The sequence below is a fragment of the Paenibacillus sp. FSL R7-0026 genome (assembly GCF_038004485.1).
GTDB classification, from domain to species: Bacteria; Bacillota; Bacilli; order Paenibacillales; family Paenibacillaceae; genus Paenibacillus; species Paenibacillus xylanexedens_A.
Window position 1 is genome coordinate 6,363,216 of record NZ_JBBORG010000001.1, and the last position, 16,371, is coordinate 6,379,586.

At 47.7% G+C, this 16,371-nt stretch carries 15 protein-coding genes; 3 read left to right on the top strand and 12 right to left on the bottom strand.

Annotated features, from left to right (window positions below; translation table 11 throughout):
• Positions 1-345: 345 nt before the first annotated feature.
• From MKY44_RS27880 to MKY44_RS27910, 7 genes are all read right to left on the bottom strand, one after another.
• The gene (locus MKY44_RS27880) at positions 346-1,410 is read right to left on the bottom strand and encodes a pectinesterase family protein (protein ID WP_341009540.1); all 1,065 of its coding nucleotides are present in this window, start codon (positions 1,408-1,410) and stop codon (positions 346-348) included.
• Positions 1,407-2,519: a glycoside hydrolase family 88/105 protein gene (locus MKY44_RS27885; RefSeq protein WP_341009542.1), complete on the bottom strand. Its 1,113-nt coding sequence runs from the start codon at positions 2,517-2,519 to the stop codon at positions 1,407-1,409. Before MKY44_RS27885 ends, MKY44_RS27880 begins: the two co-directional genes overlap by 4 nt.
• Before the next feature lie 26 nt (positions 2,520-2,545).
• Positions 2,546-3,523 (bottom strand): LacI family DNA-binding transcriptional regulator, encoded by a 978-nt coding sequence (locus MKY44_RS27890; protein WP_341009543.1) that lies wholly within the window; start codon positions 3,521-3,523, stop codon positions 2,546-2,548.
• 40 nt (positions 3,524-3,563) lie between these two features.
• A complete protein-coding gene (locus MKY44_RS27895) occupies positions 3,564-5,159 on the bottom strand; it encodes an extracellular solute-binding protein (RefSeq protein ID WP_341009544.1) in 1,596 nt (531 codons plus the stop codon).
• A 68-nt stretch (positions 5,160-5,227) separates the two neighbouring features.
• A complete protein-coding gene (locus MKY44_RS27900; protein WP_036612222.1) occupies positions 5,228-6,109 on the bottom strand; it encodes a carbohydrate ABC transporter permease in 882 nt (293 codons plus the stop codon).
• A gap of 29 nt (positions 6,110-6,138) precedes the next feature.
• Positions 6,139-7,044 carry an ABC transporter permease gene (locus MKY44_RS27905; protein ID WP_047841090.1) on the bottom strand — a complete coding sequence of 302 codons (906 nt, stop codon included), beginning with the start codon at positions 7,042-7,044 and terminating at the stop codon, positions 6,139-6,141.
• A 368-nt stretch (positions 7,045-7,412) separates the two neighbouring features.
• Positions 7,413-8,216, bottom strand: coding sequence for an AraC family transcriptional regulator (locus tag MKY44_RS27910; protein WP_341009545.1), 804 nt, complete (start codon positions 8,214-8,216; stop codon positions 7,413-7,415).
• A 117-nt stretch (positions 8,217-8,333) separates the two neighbouring features.
• Here MKY44_RS27910 and MKY44_RS27915 point away from each other — a divergent pair, with 117 nt between their 5' ends.
• Positions 8,334-9,557: an MFS transporter gene (locus MKY44_RS27915; RefSeq protein ID WP_341009546.1), complete on the top strand. Its 1,224-nt coding sequence runs from the start codon at positions 8,334-8,336 to the stop codon at positions 9,555-9,557.
• Positions 9,558-9,635: 78 nt separating this feature from the next.
• Complete coding sequence (locus MKY44_RS27920) at positions 9,636-10,418, top strand: ABC transporter ATP-binding protein (RefSeq protein WP_341009547.1); 783 nt, start codon at positions 9,636-9,638, stop codon at positions 10,416-10,418.
• Between the two features lie 201 nt (positions 10,419-10,619).
• Here MKY44_RS27920 and MKY44_RS27925 read toward each other — a convergent pair whose 3' ends face one another.
• The 5 genes from MKY44_RS27925 to MKY44_RS27945 all read right to left on the bottom strand — a co-directional run bounded on the left by MKY44_RS27925 (position 10,620) and on the right by MKY44_RS27945 (position 15,608).
• On the bottom strand, positions 10,620-11,348 hold the full coding sequence (locus tag MKY44_RS27925) for a class I SAM-dependent DNA methyltransferase (protein ID WP_341009549.1): 729 nt from the start codon (positions 11,346-11,348) through the stop codon (positions 10,620-10,622).
• A gap of 153 nt (positions 11,349-11,501) precedes the next feature.
• Positions 11,502-12,797, bottom strand: coding sequence for a glycosyltransferase family 2 protein (locus MKY44_RS27930; RefSeq protein WP_341009550.1), 1,296 nt, complete (start codon positions 12,795-12,797; stop codon positions 11,502-11,504).
• A gap of 155 nt (positions 12,798-12,952) precedes the next feature.
• Positions 12,953-13,828 carry a diguanylate cyclase domain-containing protein gene (locus MKY44_RS27935; RefSeq protein ID WP_341009551.1) on the bottom strand — a complete coding sequence of 292 codons (876 nt, stop codon included), beginning with the start codon at positions 13,826-13,828 and terminating at the stop codon, positions 12,953-12,955.
• A gap of 128 nt (positions 13,829-13,956) precedes the next feature.
• Positions 13,957-15,066, bottom strand: a complete 1,110-nt coding sequence (locus MKY44_RS27940) for a glycosyl hydrolase family 8 (protein WP_341009553.1) — start codon at positions 15,064-15,066, stop codon at positions 13,957-13,959.
• A gap of 101 nt (positions 15,067-15,167) precedes the next feature.
• Positions 15,168-15,608, bottom strand: coding sequence for a MarR family winged helix-turn-helix transcriptional regulator (locus MKY44_RS27945; RefSeq protein WP_341009964.1), 441 nt, complete (start codon positions 15,606-15,608; stop codon positions 15,168-15,170).
• Between the two features lie 185 nt (positions 15,609-15,793).
• Here MKY44_RS27945 and MKY44_RS27950 point away from each other — a divergent pair, with 185 nt between their 5' ends.
• On the top strand, positions 15,794-16,237 hold the full coding sequence (locus MKY44_RS27950) for a GNAT family N-acetyltransferase (protein WP_341009555.1): 444 nt from the start codon (positions 15,794-15,796) through the stop codon (positions 16,235-16,237).
• Positions 16,238-16,371: the final 134 nt, after the last annotated feature.

Sequence of the window (16,371 nt, forward strand, 5' to 3'; positions counted from 1 at the left end):
CACCTTGCAAACAAAACTTCAATAGTCCACCTGCATCTGATCTGTGATCGATTAGAGCCAGCCTCATTCAGCCATCTGATGTTGCGTGTCACTTCACTCCCTTCCCTTACCAAAATGGACCTTCCCTCTCGTGTTCTTTTTTTGCAGGCACCATCCAAATTTTACAGGGAATTTACAGATCCTCACCCTGTATTTAATCAGTAAAATGCAAAAGAGATAAGGGATAAAATAGTTCTATTGGGGGCGAAAAATGTAATATAGCGCACAAAAAAGGTTTTCTTTCAACTCCTTAGGAGACTTGAAAGAAAACCTGTGTTAGATATTTCGCAGAAAAGAGGGCTTATCTTATTGCCGCTGCTCCCCTCTCCCTTCTAAAGGCTGCCATTCATCCACACCGGACAGAATCAGAGGTACAGTGTACTCGGCCGCTTCCTGTTCGGTCAGTATTTTGGCCCAAGGCACACGATCAGCAGCACCTCCGGCACCAGGCCCGGCGCTGTTGTATTCCGCATACTGAACGGTCTGCTCTGCATCTGTCTTGTTCCAGTTGTGCCATCCCTCCCGCTTCACATGAGCGCCGATCCAGCAGTTCAGAAAACAGACTTTGGCATGATGGCGCCACGGTCTGCCCAGATACACCGACTGCGGCGGAGCATTGCTGGTCAGATCACAGTCCAGAAACACATAGCCGTAACGCACATCCTCCGGCGTAGAGGCTGCGGTAATCCAACCATTCACTTGTCCATCCGCAGCCTCCGCTTCAGTCAGGCTATTCTTCGTAAAGATCTCGCAGCCCTTAAACACCACCGTAGCCGAACCAAAAATAAAATCGATATCACCTTCGATGTAACAGTCCTCGAAATATTGCCGCAGTTTGCGCCGCTCAGCACCATCGCGAGGCCCGCCAAAATAACTGCGATCCATGGGCTGCTCCGGCAGCGGGCCGGTGAAGATTGTATCCTGGTGACCGATCAAACGACAGCGGCGAAAGACCGCCCGGTCTCCATCCACATAAACGGCCAGCGCCTGGCCAACCTGCTTGCCCGGCCCGGCAGCATTTACGAAGGAAATCTCCTCTGCCGTGAAATCATCGGCACCGATGAAAGCTGTATAGGAATGAAACGTATGATATGGCGACCCGTCCGGGAACTTCTTGAGTGCATAATCATCATACGTAATGATTGTCTGCTCCGCCCCGTCACCAATCAGATGGATGCCCGGCTTCTCCATATGCAGCTTCTCATGATACACACCAGCCTTCACGCGAATCGGGACGTTTCCGATGCCATTCTCCGGCAACGCATCAACTGCAGCCTGGATCGTCACATAATCCCCCGTCCCGTCTGAAGCAACAGTCAGACAGGGAGGCGATGATTCCAATGCTGTATTTGGCAGTCTCTGCTGCGTCATGGCAATCGCTCCATTTCCAGCGCTGCAAGCAGAAGCGGAGCCACCCCCATAAAGGAATCGCTTACAACCGCTTCGGTTACATAGTAGTTGTACGAGCCATCCCGATCCAGGCTTAGTCCTGCGCCATGACAGATCCCGTTTAACCGAACGCCGTCAGCCGTCTCTTCCACCAATCTGGAGGACAGTCCCTGCCATCCCTTCTCCGCCACCTCTCTGAAATGTGGCTCCAGATAACGCAACCGCACACCCTTCGCAAGCGCATATACAAACATGCTTGACCCGGATGCTTCCAGATAGTTGCCTTTGCGGAAGCCCTGATCCAGCACTTGGAACCATAACCCGCTTTCCTGCTCCTGCACGCGTACCAAAGCATGACACATCCGTTCGAAGATACCGATGATGGTTCCGCGCTTTGGATGATTCACGGGGAAATGCTCCACGCTGTCCACAATTGCCATAGCATACCAGCCCATCGCCCGGCTCCAGAAGTGTGGCGAGCATCCTGTCGATGAATCTGCCCAGATCTGTTCCTTCGATTCATCCCAGCCATGATAGAGCAGCCCGGTCCGCGGATCACGGGTCTGGCGTTCGATCAGCAGAATCTGATGTGCAACTTCATCCCATAACTCGGGACGATGAAATGTCTTCGCATACTCGGACAGAAAGGGAGAGGACATATAAAGGCCGTCCAGCCACATCTGGAATGGATAGATTTTTTTGTGCCAGAAACCGCCCTCCGACGTGCGGGGTTGCCCTGCAAGTTGTGCTGCCAAGAGATGCGCCGCTTCTGCGTAACGCTGATCTTCAGCACCATCCAGTAATGTAAACAGGTTTTTCCCCTGATTAATCTGATCCAGATTATATTCTTCCAAAGTATAGGTGCCAATAGAGCCATCCGGCTGGATATACAAGTCCATATGTTTTTTCATAAAATCAACATACTCTTGTTTGCCATAATACTGGCCGGTTCGTGCCATCGCCATCAAGGTCATGCCTTCTACGTATGCCCATCGTCCCGAAGGGAACGCATGATAACCGTCCCCGTCACATTGCTGGATGATCGTTGCTGCAATTCGCTCAGACCAGGATAACTGTGTCCGTACCTGCATAAGCAATTCCTCCTTGAGTGTTGTACTCACCTAATACATGTATGACTAACTGCTGTTGAATTGCGAAGGTTCAGCTTGGGCTGAATAACTACCGGAACATCGACCTGTTCATCACGGATTAACGATACAATCAGCTCTGCTGCCTGCACGGCCAGTTCATCCAGAGGCGGACCAATTGTCGTCAAGGCCACTTCGGCATATTGCATATCCGGCAGATCATCATACCCGATTAACGAGATATCGCGTGGAACGCTGTACCCTGCCTCAAGCAAAGCCCGGAGCGCACCTCGGGTGACCAGGTTGTTCAATCCAATAAAAGCTGTCGGCGAATCTGGCCCAAACGCATGATTACGTATGGCAAAATACCCGTCTTCCCAGGAGGAATGCGCTGGCAGCACATGGTCTTCGTTGAAATCCAGACCCGTACGCTGCAACGCTTCCCGGTATCCCTCCAGCTTTACGTGCTGGGAGTTGCCGATGAATCCGATTCGGCTGTGGCCCAGCGATTTCAGATGCTCCACTGCTTTGAACAGCCCTTCTTTGCGATCAATCTTGATGTAAGGAGAGTTCGGCGCTTCATCTGTACCCAGCACAAAACATGGCATGTTGAGTGTTGCGAACTTTTTCCAGAACATCTCCCGATTGTCCAGTGCATAGTCCCACAGAATACAGCCGTCCACGCGCAGCTGGCTGAAGACATCCACGCCATCATCCGCCACAACCAGGATCATCTGATATCCCCGCTTCTTCAGCTCGGTGTGCAGACGCCCGGAGATGTTCGAGAATAACGGATTGCTCAACTCATCCAGCACAAAACCGATGATGTTGCTTCTGCCCGTGGAAAGCTGCCGGGCCAGCATGTTTTTCCGATATTGATGTTTCTCCGCGACCGCAAGCACCTTCTGCTTTGTTGCCGGTTTGATTCGGGGATCATCATTCAGCGCCTTTGATACCGTGCTATAGCTCACCCCCGCCAGTTTGGCAATATCTTTAATGGTTATCAAAATCAATCAACACCTCTCATACGCCTGAAACGCTAATTTCCTATTTCTGTGCAGATTTATAACGATCATATTGTGCCTGTCTGCCCGCAATAACCTGCTCTATATTCATCTTTTTCAACGTCTCAATATAACTGTCAAACTGGTCCAGACTGGCGTCACCGCTAATAAACTTGAAGTTCATCTCTTCCACATATGTGGTGATGTCAGGCATCGCCATGCTTTCCACACTCGCTTCATCCGGCAGGGCATAGACAAACGGGAACGGTTCGCGCACATACGGCTCCAGTTCCTTATCCATTTTTGCATGCCAAGGTGCTACGACGGAATCGGCAGAATCAGTGGATTGAATGTTCGGCAGATTCACCGGACCAATGCCAAGCTTCTGGATGTATTCATTGTCCTTGCCTTTGTCCGTAAATGTCTTCACACCATTCTCTTCCGTATAGGTGTCATCCTTGATGCCCCATGTATAGTACGTCTGTGCTTCCTCACTTACGGCATAGTCCAGGAAACGGAAAGCAAGTTCCGGATTTTTACTATCACGTGTAATGCCAAAGATGCCACTAACTGGTGTACGTCCTACGTAGAACTGATCCCCATGCGGTCCCTTCAGTGGTAAAATGCCTTTGATGATTGGCTCTTCCGGACTGTAATCCTTGAACAACGGACTGTAGACCATCGACATATACCAGCTAAAATTAAACGTTGCTCCCGTCACATCCTGAGAGATGCGCGACGTGACCTGATCACTCGTGGTACTCGCATAATCCACCCCAAGCAGACCTTCCTTGTACAGTCCATTCAGATAGGTCAAGTACTCCTTATAGGTAGGCTCATAATAGCTGAAATGTACTTTGCCCTGATCATCTGCGTAGAACTGGTTGGACAGGTCGAGACCAAATGCCGGGCCAAAGGCCATTGACACAAATTTTGCTTCCATGGACAGCGGAATCTCATCGGCTTTTCCGTTGCCGTTCGGGTCATCTGTCTTGAATTTGCGCAGCATCGCCGTGAATTCATCCAGCGTGGTCGGCTCGCTTAATCCCAGCTTATCAAGCCAGCGCACATTAACCATAAATACCGGCATGTAGTTGCGGGTTAACGTCTGCTGCGGGATATAATACATTTTACCATCTGGCGTTGTTAAACTGGCTTTGACCGAAGGCGACTTTTCATATATTTTTTTGAGATTCACGCCGTACTTCTCTACCAGTTCATTAATCGGAATGAACAGACCGCTGTTAATGTATTTCATCAGTTGATCCTGATCCGGCAGGTACACGATATCGGGCAAGCCGGTACCGGCAGCCAGCCTCGGATTTACGGCATCCGCATAGTTCTGGGGCGGAATCAGATCCCAATCCACCGTTACACCGGCGTTGCTCTCAATTTTCTTCACGATGGCTGCGGTGGACAAGTCCACATTGGTCGTCCAAGCGTTAGTGCCGAGAATAGACAACTTGGCATCCGGTTGATCCGTCACCGGCCCTGCTCCAGTATAATTGAAGGCTGGCTCCGAACTGGACGGGGTGCTCCCCGCATCGGTTCCCGCCCCTGTTCCGCCGCTACATCCCGCCAGGCTGATTGCCAGTATCGCTGCGATTACACTTTTTCTTCCTGCCCCTTTAAATCTCATCCATCATTCCTCCTTGGTATGAACCATTTTGAGCTCCCTTGAATGACATGACACTCAAGTAAGTAAAGCTATCCTTTCACGGCTCCGAGGGTAATCCCCTTAACGAAGTACCGTTGGATAAACGGGTAGATTGTAACAATAGGCAAGATGCTGACCACAATGGATACATAACGAACCTGAAGGGAGGAGACCGCCAGCGCACCGGATGTCATCGTACCGCCCATCTTCTGCATCACTTCCGGCGAAGCCATAATCAGCACTCTTCGCAGGAACATCTGTAAGGGCTGCATATCCTGTTTGCCCAGATATAATAGGGCCGTGAAAAAGTTGTTCCAGTGGAATACCGCATAGTACAGCGTGAGCACAGCCAGTGTTGGCTTAATGATCGGAACCGCCAGACGATACAGCATCGTCATCTCGTTGGCCCCGTCTATACTGGCACTTTCAAATATTTCATTCGGAATACCTTCGAACGCTGAGCGGCAGATCATGACGTTAAATGTAATCACCAGCACAGGCAGCACCATAACCCAGCGAGTGTTGTACAGCCCAAGCGAGGTAATCAGCATGTAGACCGGAATGAGTCCACCCGAGAAATACATGGTGAAGGCGATGAAGAAATTCAGCTTGCGACGTAAGAAAAACTGCTGTCTGGATAATGGAAACGCGGCAAGACATGTTGCCACAATGTTCAACAGTGTGCCTACCACCGTGTACCAGAGGGTGTTGTAGAACGAAACCCACAACTCCTTGTATTGCAGTACCATTTGGTAACCTGACAGGGTAAATCCAACGGGCCACAATACAACTTTTTGTTTGTCGATGGCATCCACCGAGCTGAATGAAATACTAATGACGTACAGAAAGGGATACAACGTGACAACAACCGCCAGTATGGTCAGCAGGTAGACACATCCGTAGAACAAACGGTCACTTCTCGATTTTTGCATACAGGTCTCCTTTGGTCCGGGGTATAGTCTTACCAGAGTGACATCTTGGTCAGGCGGCGTGTCATGGAATTGGCAGCAAAAACAAGGATAAAGGTGATAATGGAGTTGAACAGGCCGACCGCTGTGGCGAAGCCGTAATTCTGGCCCTCAATCCCCATCCGGTATACATAGGTGGACAAGACATCAGCCGTTTCGTAGGTGGCTCCGTTGTAGAGCAGATATACTTTCTCGAAACCTACACTCATAATGCCGCCAAGCGACAGAAGCAGAAGAATGACAATGGTTGGTTTGATACTGGGAAGGGTCAGGTGCCATAGCTCCTGGAATTTGTTGACGCCATCAATTTTGCCGGAATCATACATCTCGGGGTCGATCCCCATAATGGCTGCAATGTAGATGATGGAACTGAAGCCAAAACTTTGCCAGATGTCGGAACTTGTGAAGATGGTACGGAACCAGCTCGCATCCATCATGAAGTTCACTTTTTCCATGCCAAGACTCGCGATGAGAGTGTTCACGATACCGTCTGTTGGTGACAGGAAGTTAATAATCATGCCGGCTACAACAACAGTGGAGATGAAGTGAGGAAGGTACGTAACGGTCTGGGCAAATCGCTTGAATGTCCGGTTCTTGATCTCCACGATGCAGACAGCGAATAAAATCGGAATGGAGAAGCCAAACAGGAGGGGCAGGAAGGCGAGCAAAAATGTGTTACGCAGCAGTCGCCAGAAGTAAATGGAATTCACAAACTGTTCGAACCAGCGCAGCCCCACCCACTCCCCGCTGAGCATGCCCTGCCCCGGCAAGAAATTGCGAAATGCCAACAGCACGCCAGGCATCGGAAGGTACATGAAGATGAGGTAATACAGAAAGATAGGCGAAAACATCAGTAGCAAATATTTATCCCGTCTGATCAGGCTGAACAGCGTGGACATGCGTTTTTTCAACGTGAAACACTCCCCTTTGCTACATAATTACAACGTTTGAATTTTTGAATAAAAAATAATTGTCATTTCACTGACGTATTTGTTATTCATTTCATTCACATTTTGTAACAACCTATATTATTCTGCATAATAACAAGATATTAGCTTGGATTAGTCCTCCTCACACCGTATTTCTTTCTTTTCAATACTTGCCATAACCATAATTACAACGTTGTAATTTTAACCTAAATGTATACGCTTACATAAACTTTTTCCCATCTTAGCAAAGTCTTCAATGTTTGGCAACAACAAAAATCAGTGTCATGTTGTAACGTACTAAAATACAGTCTCGCATATGCGAGACTGCCCGTTAAAATCTAAATGTGATTCCGATATTCCATCGGTGTCATAACATACACTCGCTGAAAGGCTCTGTAAAACTGGCTGACGCTGGAAAATCCCAGTTCAAAACTGATTGTGGTCACTGAATCTGTTGTATGGCGAAGCCTCTTGGACGCTTCTTCTACGCGCAAATTCAGCAAATATTGATACGGTGTTGTTCCCGTAAGAGCTTTGAAAGAACGCATAAAATGATACCGGCTCTGATGCGCAACCATCGCCATCGAATCAATATCCATTGGGCTTGTATAGGCACTATGAATGTAATCCAACACTCGTTGGAGATGAGGGTCAATGAATGTACCGTGATCCACAGTCCCTTTACCATTTTCCTGCCCCGTCAACGTGCGTCTTAGATACGTCTCGACCGCCAGCTCGGTTTCCTGCACTTGCAGCAAGTCGGGCACGTCATCCAACAAAATGGAATTCCAGCTTCGAAACAGACTGCTGATCTCAGCAGGATCAAAAGTCTGGGTAGGTCGAAACTCAGCTCGCCCCCCACTTAACTCCGCACCTTCGAAACTGCCTAATGGCGGTTTACGGAACTTGATCACAATGACAGCCGAATCCGACCCTATCTCAAAATAATGCTCAGTCTGGGGATGAGCAATAATCCCTATGCCTGCTTTTAGCGGGTATGCATGCCGTTCCTGTACCAGATGACATTGGCCTCTGACCGGCAGCGTTAGCTGATACCAGTCATCATGCACATGAGGTTCATTTGCGAACCCTCCGGTAGCTTTCCATAATTTCAACCCATTTAGCGTCATGTTTAATTCCATCGTTTGCTCACCTGCTGACATTATAGCAAATCGTGCTCACTTTCCAAGCACTTTTCACAAAGACATGATCTGCCCCCATCTTTTATCATAGAAAAAAATAATTCGAGGTGATCTCCCATGGCTCAGACCACTTTAAGCAAAATGCAAATCAACTCCTCCGCCAATTGGGCACTCGCCGGAGTCAGCTTCGCCCATCTGCTGAATGATGCGATGCAGACGGTGGTTCCGTCTGCTTTCCCGTTATTCCAGCAGACCATGCAGCTCAGTTTCGCCCAGATGGGCTGGATTGCCTTCACCCTGAATATTACCGCATCAGTCCTTCAGCCACTGGTCGGTTATATGTCGGATCGCAAGCCCATGCCGATCCTGCTTCCCGGAGGCATGTTATTCTCCCTGATCGGTGTTCTCGGTTTAGCCTTGTCTTCCGAGTTATGGATGCTGCTTGTTTCGGCAGCATTGATTGGCATAGGCTCATCCATCCTGCACCCCGAATCCTCACGCGTGGCTCATATGGCAGCCGGCCGTGGACGAGGAATGGCGCAGTCAATCTTCCAGGTGGGAGGCAACACAGGACAGGCTATTGCTCCATTACTGGTCGCCTTCATCCTGCTGCCACATGGGCAGCGTAGTTTTCTATGGCTGATGGGCTTTGCCCTGATTGGCATCTTCATTCAGTCTTTGGTCAGTCGTTGGTACAGAGACAAGCTTGCCGAGACTCGCATTCCTCAGCAACGCCCTCTAAAATCAAGCGGCTCAGAGCCAGCAGCTCGGCCTGTGAGCAGGGGATTCATCGCTTTTACAATGGGAATTCTCATCCTGCTGCTGTTCTCCAAATTCGTATATATTGCAGGCATGACCGGGTACTACGCCTTCTATTACGCCGATGCATATGACTTGCCGCTCTCCCAGGCACAGATCTGTCTATTTATTTTGCAATTTGCAGGTATGGTCGGAACCTTGCTCGGCGGCCCACTCGCTGACCGCTACGGACGCAAACCGATGATCTGGTTCTCCATTGCAGGTACTGCACCGTTTTCCCTGTTGCTACCTTATGCGGGACCCGTCTTGTCAATGGTGTTGTGCGGAATGATTGGACTCATCCTGATGTCCGGCTTCAGCGTCATCATTGTTTATGCGCAGGAATTGCTTCCTCGTCATATTGGAACGGTATCCGGATTGTTTTTTGGCCTGTCGTTCGGAATGGCTGGACTTGGCTCGGTTGTGTTAGGTTCCTTAATTGACGTGACCAGCATTGCGTTTGTTATCAAGTTATGTTCATTTTTGCCACTGCTTGGTGTGTGTGCTGTATTTCTGCGTAAGGACCAACCAAGAACAGCGTGATAACCGTTGAAACCTCACTGATGTTGTGACTACAATACACCTAGGAGAATTGAGGATAACAGAAGGGAGGAATAACGCATGATTATTGATGTACAGCATGTCACTTGGAAAAGGGGACCACTTACCCTGCTGAACGATGTGAGCTGGCAGGTTAATGATGGTGAACACTGGGCGTTGCTTGGCCTGAATGGCTCCGGCAAAACAACACTCCTGAACATGATCACCGGGTATCTCTGGCCGACCGAAGGCAAGATATCCGTGTTAGGCCATGAATATGGTGATGTGGATCTGAGGCAGCTCCGCAAATCCATCGGCTGGGTCAGTTCGTCTCTGCAAGAGAAATTGTACGGCACGGACCGCACGCAGTATGTGGTGATCAGCGGTAAACATGCCACCATTGGCTTGTATGACAAGCTGTCAGATGATGATCTGGATCAGGCACAGGAATTGATGCAAACGCTGGGCTGTCAGCACCTGTGGGATCGGGAATATCGTACCTGTTCTCAAGGCGAGAAACAGAAACTCCTTATTGCCCGAGCACTCATGGCCAATCCACGCGTACTCATTCTGGACGAGCCTTGCAATGGACTGGATCTGTTCTCAAGGGAGCGACTGCTGGACAGCATCCGTGAACTATCACAGCGTCCAGATACCCCTTCGCTCATCTACGTCACCCATCATACCGAGGAAATATTGCCCGTGTTTAGTCACAGTCTCTTGCTACGCAGGGGTGAAATCGTGAATAGCGGATTAACTAGCGAGCTGATGAACACCGAAGTGCTGAGCAACTTCTTCGAGGCACCTGTGGAAGTGGATCGGCACGGGGATCGTGTCTATGTCAGAGCAGCGGCGGATTCATAATTGCGGGGTTATACACAGCAAAAGTAGTATAGGTGTAGAAACATAACAGTAAAAAGCCCAATATCTTATCCACATGTGGATAGATTTCGGGCCTTTTACTCCTATATCTAGTGTTATCCACCGTTTTCTGTGTAGAACTTTCTAATTTATGAGTATAACTTAGTTGTGTCCTTCTATTTATCTATACGCTTTATCACTATCCTATTTCCGCGCACCTAAAAACAGAAATAGCGGAATGCGTTGCCTGCGCAGATAGGTTTCCTCGTTTACAAAATAAGCACGTTGTGGTGCTGACTCACGTAAATGTTCTACACGGAACCCTGCCCGCTGCAATGCCATAAAGTACGATTCAATGGAACGATGCATCTTTTTCACAGAACCGCCCAGCCACTGCTGCTCACGGAATCCTTCCACAAAATACTGATCAACTACCCAATTGGTTCGAGTCCCGGAGGGTTGCAGCGTGGACGTGATCACAGGATGTTCTACCGAGAATACAAATGTCCCGTTCTCTTTCAACGTATTGTATATGTTGCGGAACAGGCTCTCCACATCTTCAATATAGTGAACAGCCAGTCTCGATATAACCAGATCGTACACTCCGGCTGGGTAGGTCCAGTCTTCCATGAACGCTTGCTCAATCCGGGCATTCAATCCTTTTACTGACTCGTTAGCTACCTGAATCATATTCACAGAACCCTCAATCCCCGTATACGTCGCACCTTCGCGCTCCCTACTCAGCAATTCTGCGGCGAACCTTGCATCTCCACAACCAAGGTCCAGTATGTTCTTGCCGGCAACATCTCCAATCAACTCCAGCATCACCGGCTTCTCCAATGTATCATTGGCGTTCTCCTGCCACTTGCGACGTTCCATATACTTCTCAAAGTTCGCCTGATCATCGTAAAAATCCGATCCTCTGTCCTTCATTCCGTGACCCTCCATTCGGATAAGCATGCTTCCTATTTACAGCCTTAAGAGTATACAGAATATGGATGTGTCTGGCTATAACAAAAAAAGGCTGTTGTCTGGAGTTAACCAGCAAACAGCCTTTCTGCCTTACACTTATAAAATTTTCGCCGCTTAGCCAAAACGTTCTGTTTTGTACCATTTGCTTTCGCGTTTCCGAATCTTGTCCATGATCAAGGAATAGAAAGCCTTGATCGAGATCAGGATGAACAGCTGTGCATACGTGAAATAGGACACGCAGGCATAGATGAAATTACGAGTATTGCTCTGTCCAATATCTGCGGCAAGTGCCAGATTGATCTGTAACACATAAATAAAGTACATGAGTGCCCAACCAATGACCAAGAACACATATGCATCGCCGGCAAACTGGAACGGTGAACTTACCTCTGGTTTAAATATCGCAATGACCTGATAGACCAGATTCACGAGAAATATAATATCCGATACAATGATCGCAAGCATAAACCAGAAATAACTGACGGCATAATAGATGACCAGCAACTTATTACGCCAACTGGAACGGTTAAACAGGTTATGAATATTATCCAGTACCACCTGGTAGTTCCCCTTAGCCCAGCGCTCGCGCTGCTTCATGTATACACTAAGCTGTTCCGGCTCCTGCTGATAAGCTTCCGCTTGCGGCGCAAGTGCCACAAACTGTCCACGATTCAAAATCTCGAATGACAACGCGGTATCTTCTGTAATGGCTGTCACATCCCAGCCACCAATCTCCCGGATCAACTCGGTTTTGATAATGTAATTCGTTCCCGGGATGGAACCCAGCTGGAACAATTCCCAAAGTCCTGTGTGATACACACGTTGCGAAGTAATGATCTCCAGATTGATGCATTTGGAGAGGAAATTCTGTCCTCTGTTGCGTGCTTTGTTTCGGCCAAAAACCACGCCATATTGTTCAGGGTTCTCAAGCGATTTTTGCGCCAAAAACATTAATGAATTCCGTTCAGGTGCGGCATCTGCATCGAAGATACAGATCCAATCACCCGTGGCAATTTCCAATCCGTCATTTAATGCCCCGGACTTGCCACCTGTTCCTTTTCGCTCCATTACCGTCACATTGCGATGCAAATAACTGGTCTGACTGAGGAATGATCTTAGCTTCTCTGCGGTATCATCTGTACAGTTATCCGCGATCACGATGACCTGAACTTTATCCTCCGGATAATTCAAGCGCAGGATGTGCTCTACCGTCGCGACAATGACCTTACCCTCGTTGTGCGCAGGTACCATGACCGTGACTGTTGGATAATGATTCATATCTTCAGGGATCTGAATCCCTTTTTTTTCCTGTTTATTAATAAAACGAATCGCACCTGCCATAATAACAATGGACTCGAATACGGCAATCCAGATACTAAATATGGATAATATTAATATAAAATCAGCCACTTACTTTCCTCCGATCATACTTGCGAATAACTTTCGACCGAAAGCGAAGGGTTGCAATTGTTAACCAAATCGTGAATACCGCAAATAAAGAACTGACGGCGATACAGATCGGGATGAACCAGGACATATAGTCCACAGCGCCTCTCTCCTTCCCGTTATATATACTCACCGATGAGATCGGTCTCTGTGTTTCGTTCAAGGGCAGCAATAACCGAGTCAATGTCCTCGTACTTGCTAAATTGCTCCTTTTGGAATACCAGAGCACCCGAGCGTATCACCGTCTGCAGCTCATTTCCCTTTTTATCAATAATATGAAGCTCCATGATGGCTTTTTTGATCCGCTGTGTAAGAAGTGGAAGGTATTCCACATTCACCATTGGACATAAGATGACAAATCGCCCACGATCGACGAAAAATTTATAATCCTCATATCGAATCTGCTTCTGGATCGTACCCGAGATTTCAAGCAGGAATTGTGCATACCGGACAGAACCGAGGGATTCCATCACCAGTGGCAAGAATTCAATCTTGAACATGGCAATGCTGAATCCATACTTTTCGGAGTACCGACGAGCAAGATTACTGTGTTTGATTAACGTATCTGCCAGAGCTCCTTTATTACCAAGCGTGGTATCCAGATCGATTTCCGGGTTGCGGTTCTGCATATCCTGGAGACGTTCCACTACACGCGCACTGCGCAACAGACTTGCCTTGATGAACGCAGCCACGGCAACGTTGGCAGGGATGAGCAACCACCAGGAGAATACAAGCACATTTGCATCAGCATAAGTAACAAGCCACACAAAATAAGAGACCAGATATACAAACCCCGTCACGACGGATACACCAACAGGCAGAAAAAGACCAAAAACCAAGGTACCCAGCGACACGACACTAAAAATCAAATCCCCTGTAGTGTAGCTCTGATCCATGTACACTTTAAGATAAATTATCAGTTGCTGCATGAGGGCTAGTCCAATTAAAAGAGCATATCCCCATGCAATACGGCGGGTAGGTGCTTTATTCCTCATAGTTCCTTCTCTCCGTTGAAGTTTTAGAACGCTTGTTAAACCTCACTTCTTTTATGTTTCAACAATTTATGACATCATTAGACAAAACTATGCTAACACATTCCATAATTCATTAAATGACAAAATTATTACTTTTTAATATTTTTCTGTAAATTACTTTCTCCCAATAAAGGAAAAAGATTATCAAACAGATGTGTGTTACCGTCAAATACATATCCACCTGGATAACGAGAGTCCTGACCACGCAACGTAGTCATATGGTTATACAACTGTTTGGCCCATTTTGGATCACCTGAACGAACAGCAAGTAAGATGGCGAGGCCATATACCGAGGAAGATTCATAAGAGACGGCAGGTGTACGTGATTCTCGCTTATACTGTCCGGGCAGCTGATGCCGGGTGTTGAACTCCTTTTTCAAAAAAGAAATGAGCTTGTCCGGTTTACGGTCGGTCACCGTTAGATGATTCGCCACGATCAACTGGTCGATCAGATTCACCGTATCATCATACGTATATTTTTTATGGACCACATCGAAGGTCTTCGGATAGAACAATCCATCGTCAGGCATCTTCTTCAGCAAAGCTTCGTACTTGGCATAGGTTCCCGGTTCCACCATCTGATGTTTTTCCATCAATTGAAGAGACGGGAGATCAACATAAACCAGGCTTAATGTATCTGTGGAGTGACCACTCGCAAAATCGTGAAAATCAACATAATATCCTTTATTCTGAACTGATTGCGAAAGTGTACGGGATATTTCCGAAGCTGTTTCCAGTTTGGCTTCTCTTCCTTGTTTCCATTGATCTGCTGCCTTTAATAAAGCACCCACAATTCGAAAATCATCGCCAAGCGCGTTGGTAGTCACTTGAGATTCACCTTTGGCATCCAGCTTCCAGGCAATATATTTTTGCGGCATGAGGAAATAGGTGGTCAGCAGTTCATAGCTTTCCTCGAATAACGCCTGATCATTCTTGGCTACAGCATATTGCATCCAAAGACCAAGTGACTCAGATAAAGCCTCTCTGCCTGCTACGATGTCCGCTCTCTCTGAGGTAGCATCTTGCAAATAGGTCGCAATTGTACCATTGGGATTAGTCATATGATCTTGAACAAAGGATACCGTAGGGGATGATTCATTCATCACAAACCGCTCCTTCACAAAAATAATTAATGCTGCCGTGATACTGACTGCCAATATGATCCACCACGTTAGCCTTTTCCGGTTTACCCGTTTCATGACTCCCTCCTGTACTGATGCTTCTCTGGCATAATGGCTCTTCTCCTTTGGATAGGTCCGGCTAGAGTCTGGGATGCAGGGGTCAAGGATCGTTCCTCTGTTCATTCCGAAATATCCATGTAGGGTCGCCGTCCACCCTTTTTGACAAATTTCCAGTCCACCTCGATATTATGTCGCATTCGACGGAGAAGCATGACCGCGGTCTCGATCTCTTCCTCAGTCAGACCATCCAGAGTCACCCGATCCGAATGCACGCCCTCTTTACGAATGAATTCCCATGCTTCAAGCCCAGCTTCGGTGGGATACAACACCTTATTCTTCTTATTACCCATTGCTGGCTGTTTAATAATGAATCCATCGGATTCGAGTTTGCTAATAGCTCTGGCCGCAGTCGTGCGATCCACTTTGATCAGTTCAGCAAGCTGATTCGGAATAATGCCCGGATTCTCACAGATTCGATACAGATATAGATATTGTCCACGAGACAGGTTCAGATGCTGAAACTCGACATTACTGATTGAATCCAGACAGCGGGCTATCATACCAATTTCTCGCAGCACTTCTTTTTTTTCAGTCAACACACTCACGCCCCTATAAAATTGTTGCATTCGCAACATAATTGATGGTATAACTACAGTTGAAAAGAACGAGATTCGTTCCATATTCCTGTTATGTACCAGTTTATCACGTCAGGATAACATTACGATCACCCAAAGGAGAAACATTCATGAATACAATGATTGTTGAAGTTAATAATCAGGAATTGCTCGATGCCTGCTTCGCCATTCGTACTGCTATTTTCGTCGAAGAACAAGGCGTGCCCGCAGCGGATGAATTCGATGCTTATGATACATTAGACGCGGAGGCACGCCACATTCTGCTCTACGTAGACGGTGTACCTGCTGCTTCCTCCAGACTGCGCATTGTGGAACAGGTCGCCAAATTGGAACGGATCTGTGTCATGCTTGATTACCGCAAACACGGCCTGGGCCGTGTGCTGATCGACAAGCTGGAGCAGATGGCTGTTGCTGATGGTCTTGAGAAAGCCAAGCTGCACGCCCAGGTACAAGCTTCCGGGTTCTACGAACGTCTCGGATATGCACCCGCTTCGGAAGTATTTATGGAAGACGGCATTCCCCATCTGCTGATGACCAAAAAACTAAAATCATGACATTCCAAAAAACGCCTCCGTTATCACTTCTCAGTGATTACAGAGGCGTTTTGCATTAAGGCAACGCATTCGCGAACTCAACAACGGTAGATGGCACGTACAGGCACCGATAAGAGAAACCAAGTATCCTAACT

What these genes read in the sequence shown, in the direction of transcription:
- MKY44_RS27935 (WP_341009551.1), bottom strand. Translation starts at nt 13,828, where the DNA reads ATGAGGAATAAAGCACCTACCCGCCGTATTGCATGGGGATATGCTCTT.
- MKY44_RS27895 (WP_341009544.1), bottom strand. Translation starts at nt 5,159, where the DNA reads ATGAGATTTAAAGGGGCAGGAAGAAAAAGTGTAATCGCAGCGATACTG.
- MKY44_RS27910 (WP_341009545.1), bottom strand. Translation starts at nt 8,216, where the DNA reads ATGGAATTAAACATGACGCTAAATGGGTTGAAATTATGGAAAGCTACC.
- MKY44_RS27920 (WP_341009547.1), top strand. Translation starts at nt 9,636, where the DNA reads ATGATTATTGATGTACAGCATGTCACTTGGAAAAGGGGACCACTTACC.
- MKY44_RS27885 (WP_341009542.1), bottom strand. Translation starts at nt 2,519, where the DNA reads ATGCAGGTACGGACACAGTTATCCTGGTCTGAGCGAATTGCAGCAACG.
- MKY44_RS27900 (WP_036612222.1), bottom strand. Translation starts at nt 6,109, where the DNA reads ATGCAAAAATCGAGAAGTGACCGTTTGTTCTACGGATGTGTCTACCTG.
- MKY44_RS27945 (WP_341009964.1), bottom strand. Translation starts at nt 15,608, where the DNA reads ATGATAGCCCGCTGTCTGGATTCAATCAGTAATGTCGAGTTTCAGCAT.
- MKY44_RS27940 (WP_341009553.1), bottom strand. Translation starts at nt 15,066, where the DNA reads ATGAAACGGGTAAACCGGAAAAGGCTAACGTGGTGGATCATATTGGCA.
- MKY44_RS27925 (WP_341009549.1), bottom strand. Translation starts at nt 11,348, where the DNA reads ATGAAGGACAGAGGATCGGATTTTTACGATGATCAGGCGAACTTTGAG.
- MKY44_RS27905 (WP_047841090.1), bottom strand. Translation starts at nt 7,044, where the DNA reads ATGTCCACGCTGTTCAGCCTGATCAGACGGGATAAATATTTGCTACTG.
- MKY44_RS27950 (WP_341009555.1), top strand. Translation starts at nt 15,794, where the DNA reads ATGAATACAATGATTGTTGAAGTTAATAATCAGGAATTGCTCGATGCC.
- MKY44_RS27915 (WP_341009546.1), top strand. Translation starts at nt 8,334, where the DNA reads ATGGCTCAGACCACTTTAAGCAAAATGCAAATCAACTCCTCCGCCAAT.
- MKY44_RS27880 (WP_341009540.1), bottom strand. Translation starts at nt 1,410, where the DNA reads ATGACGCAGCAGAGACTGCCAAATACAGCATTGGAATCATCGCCTCCC.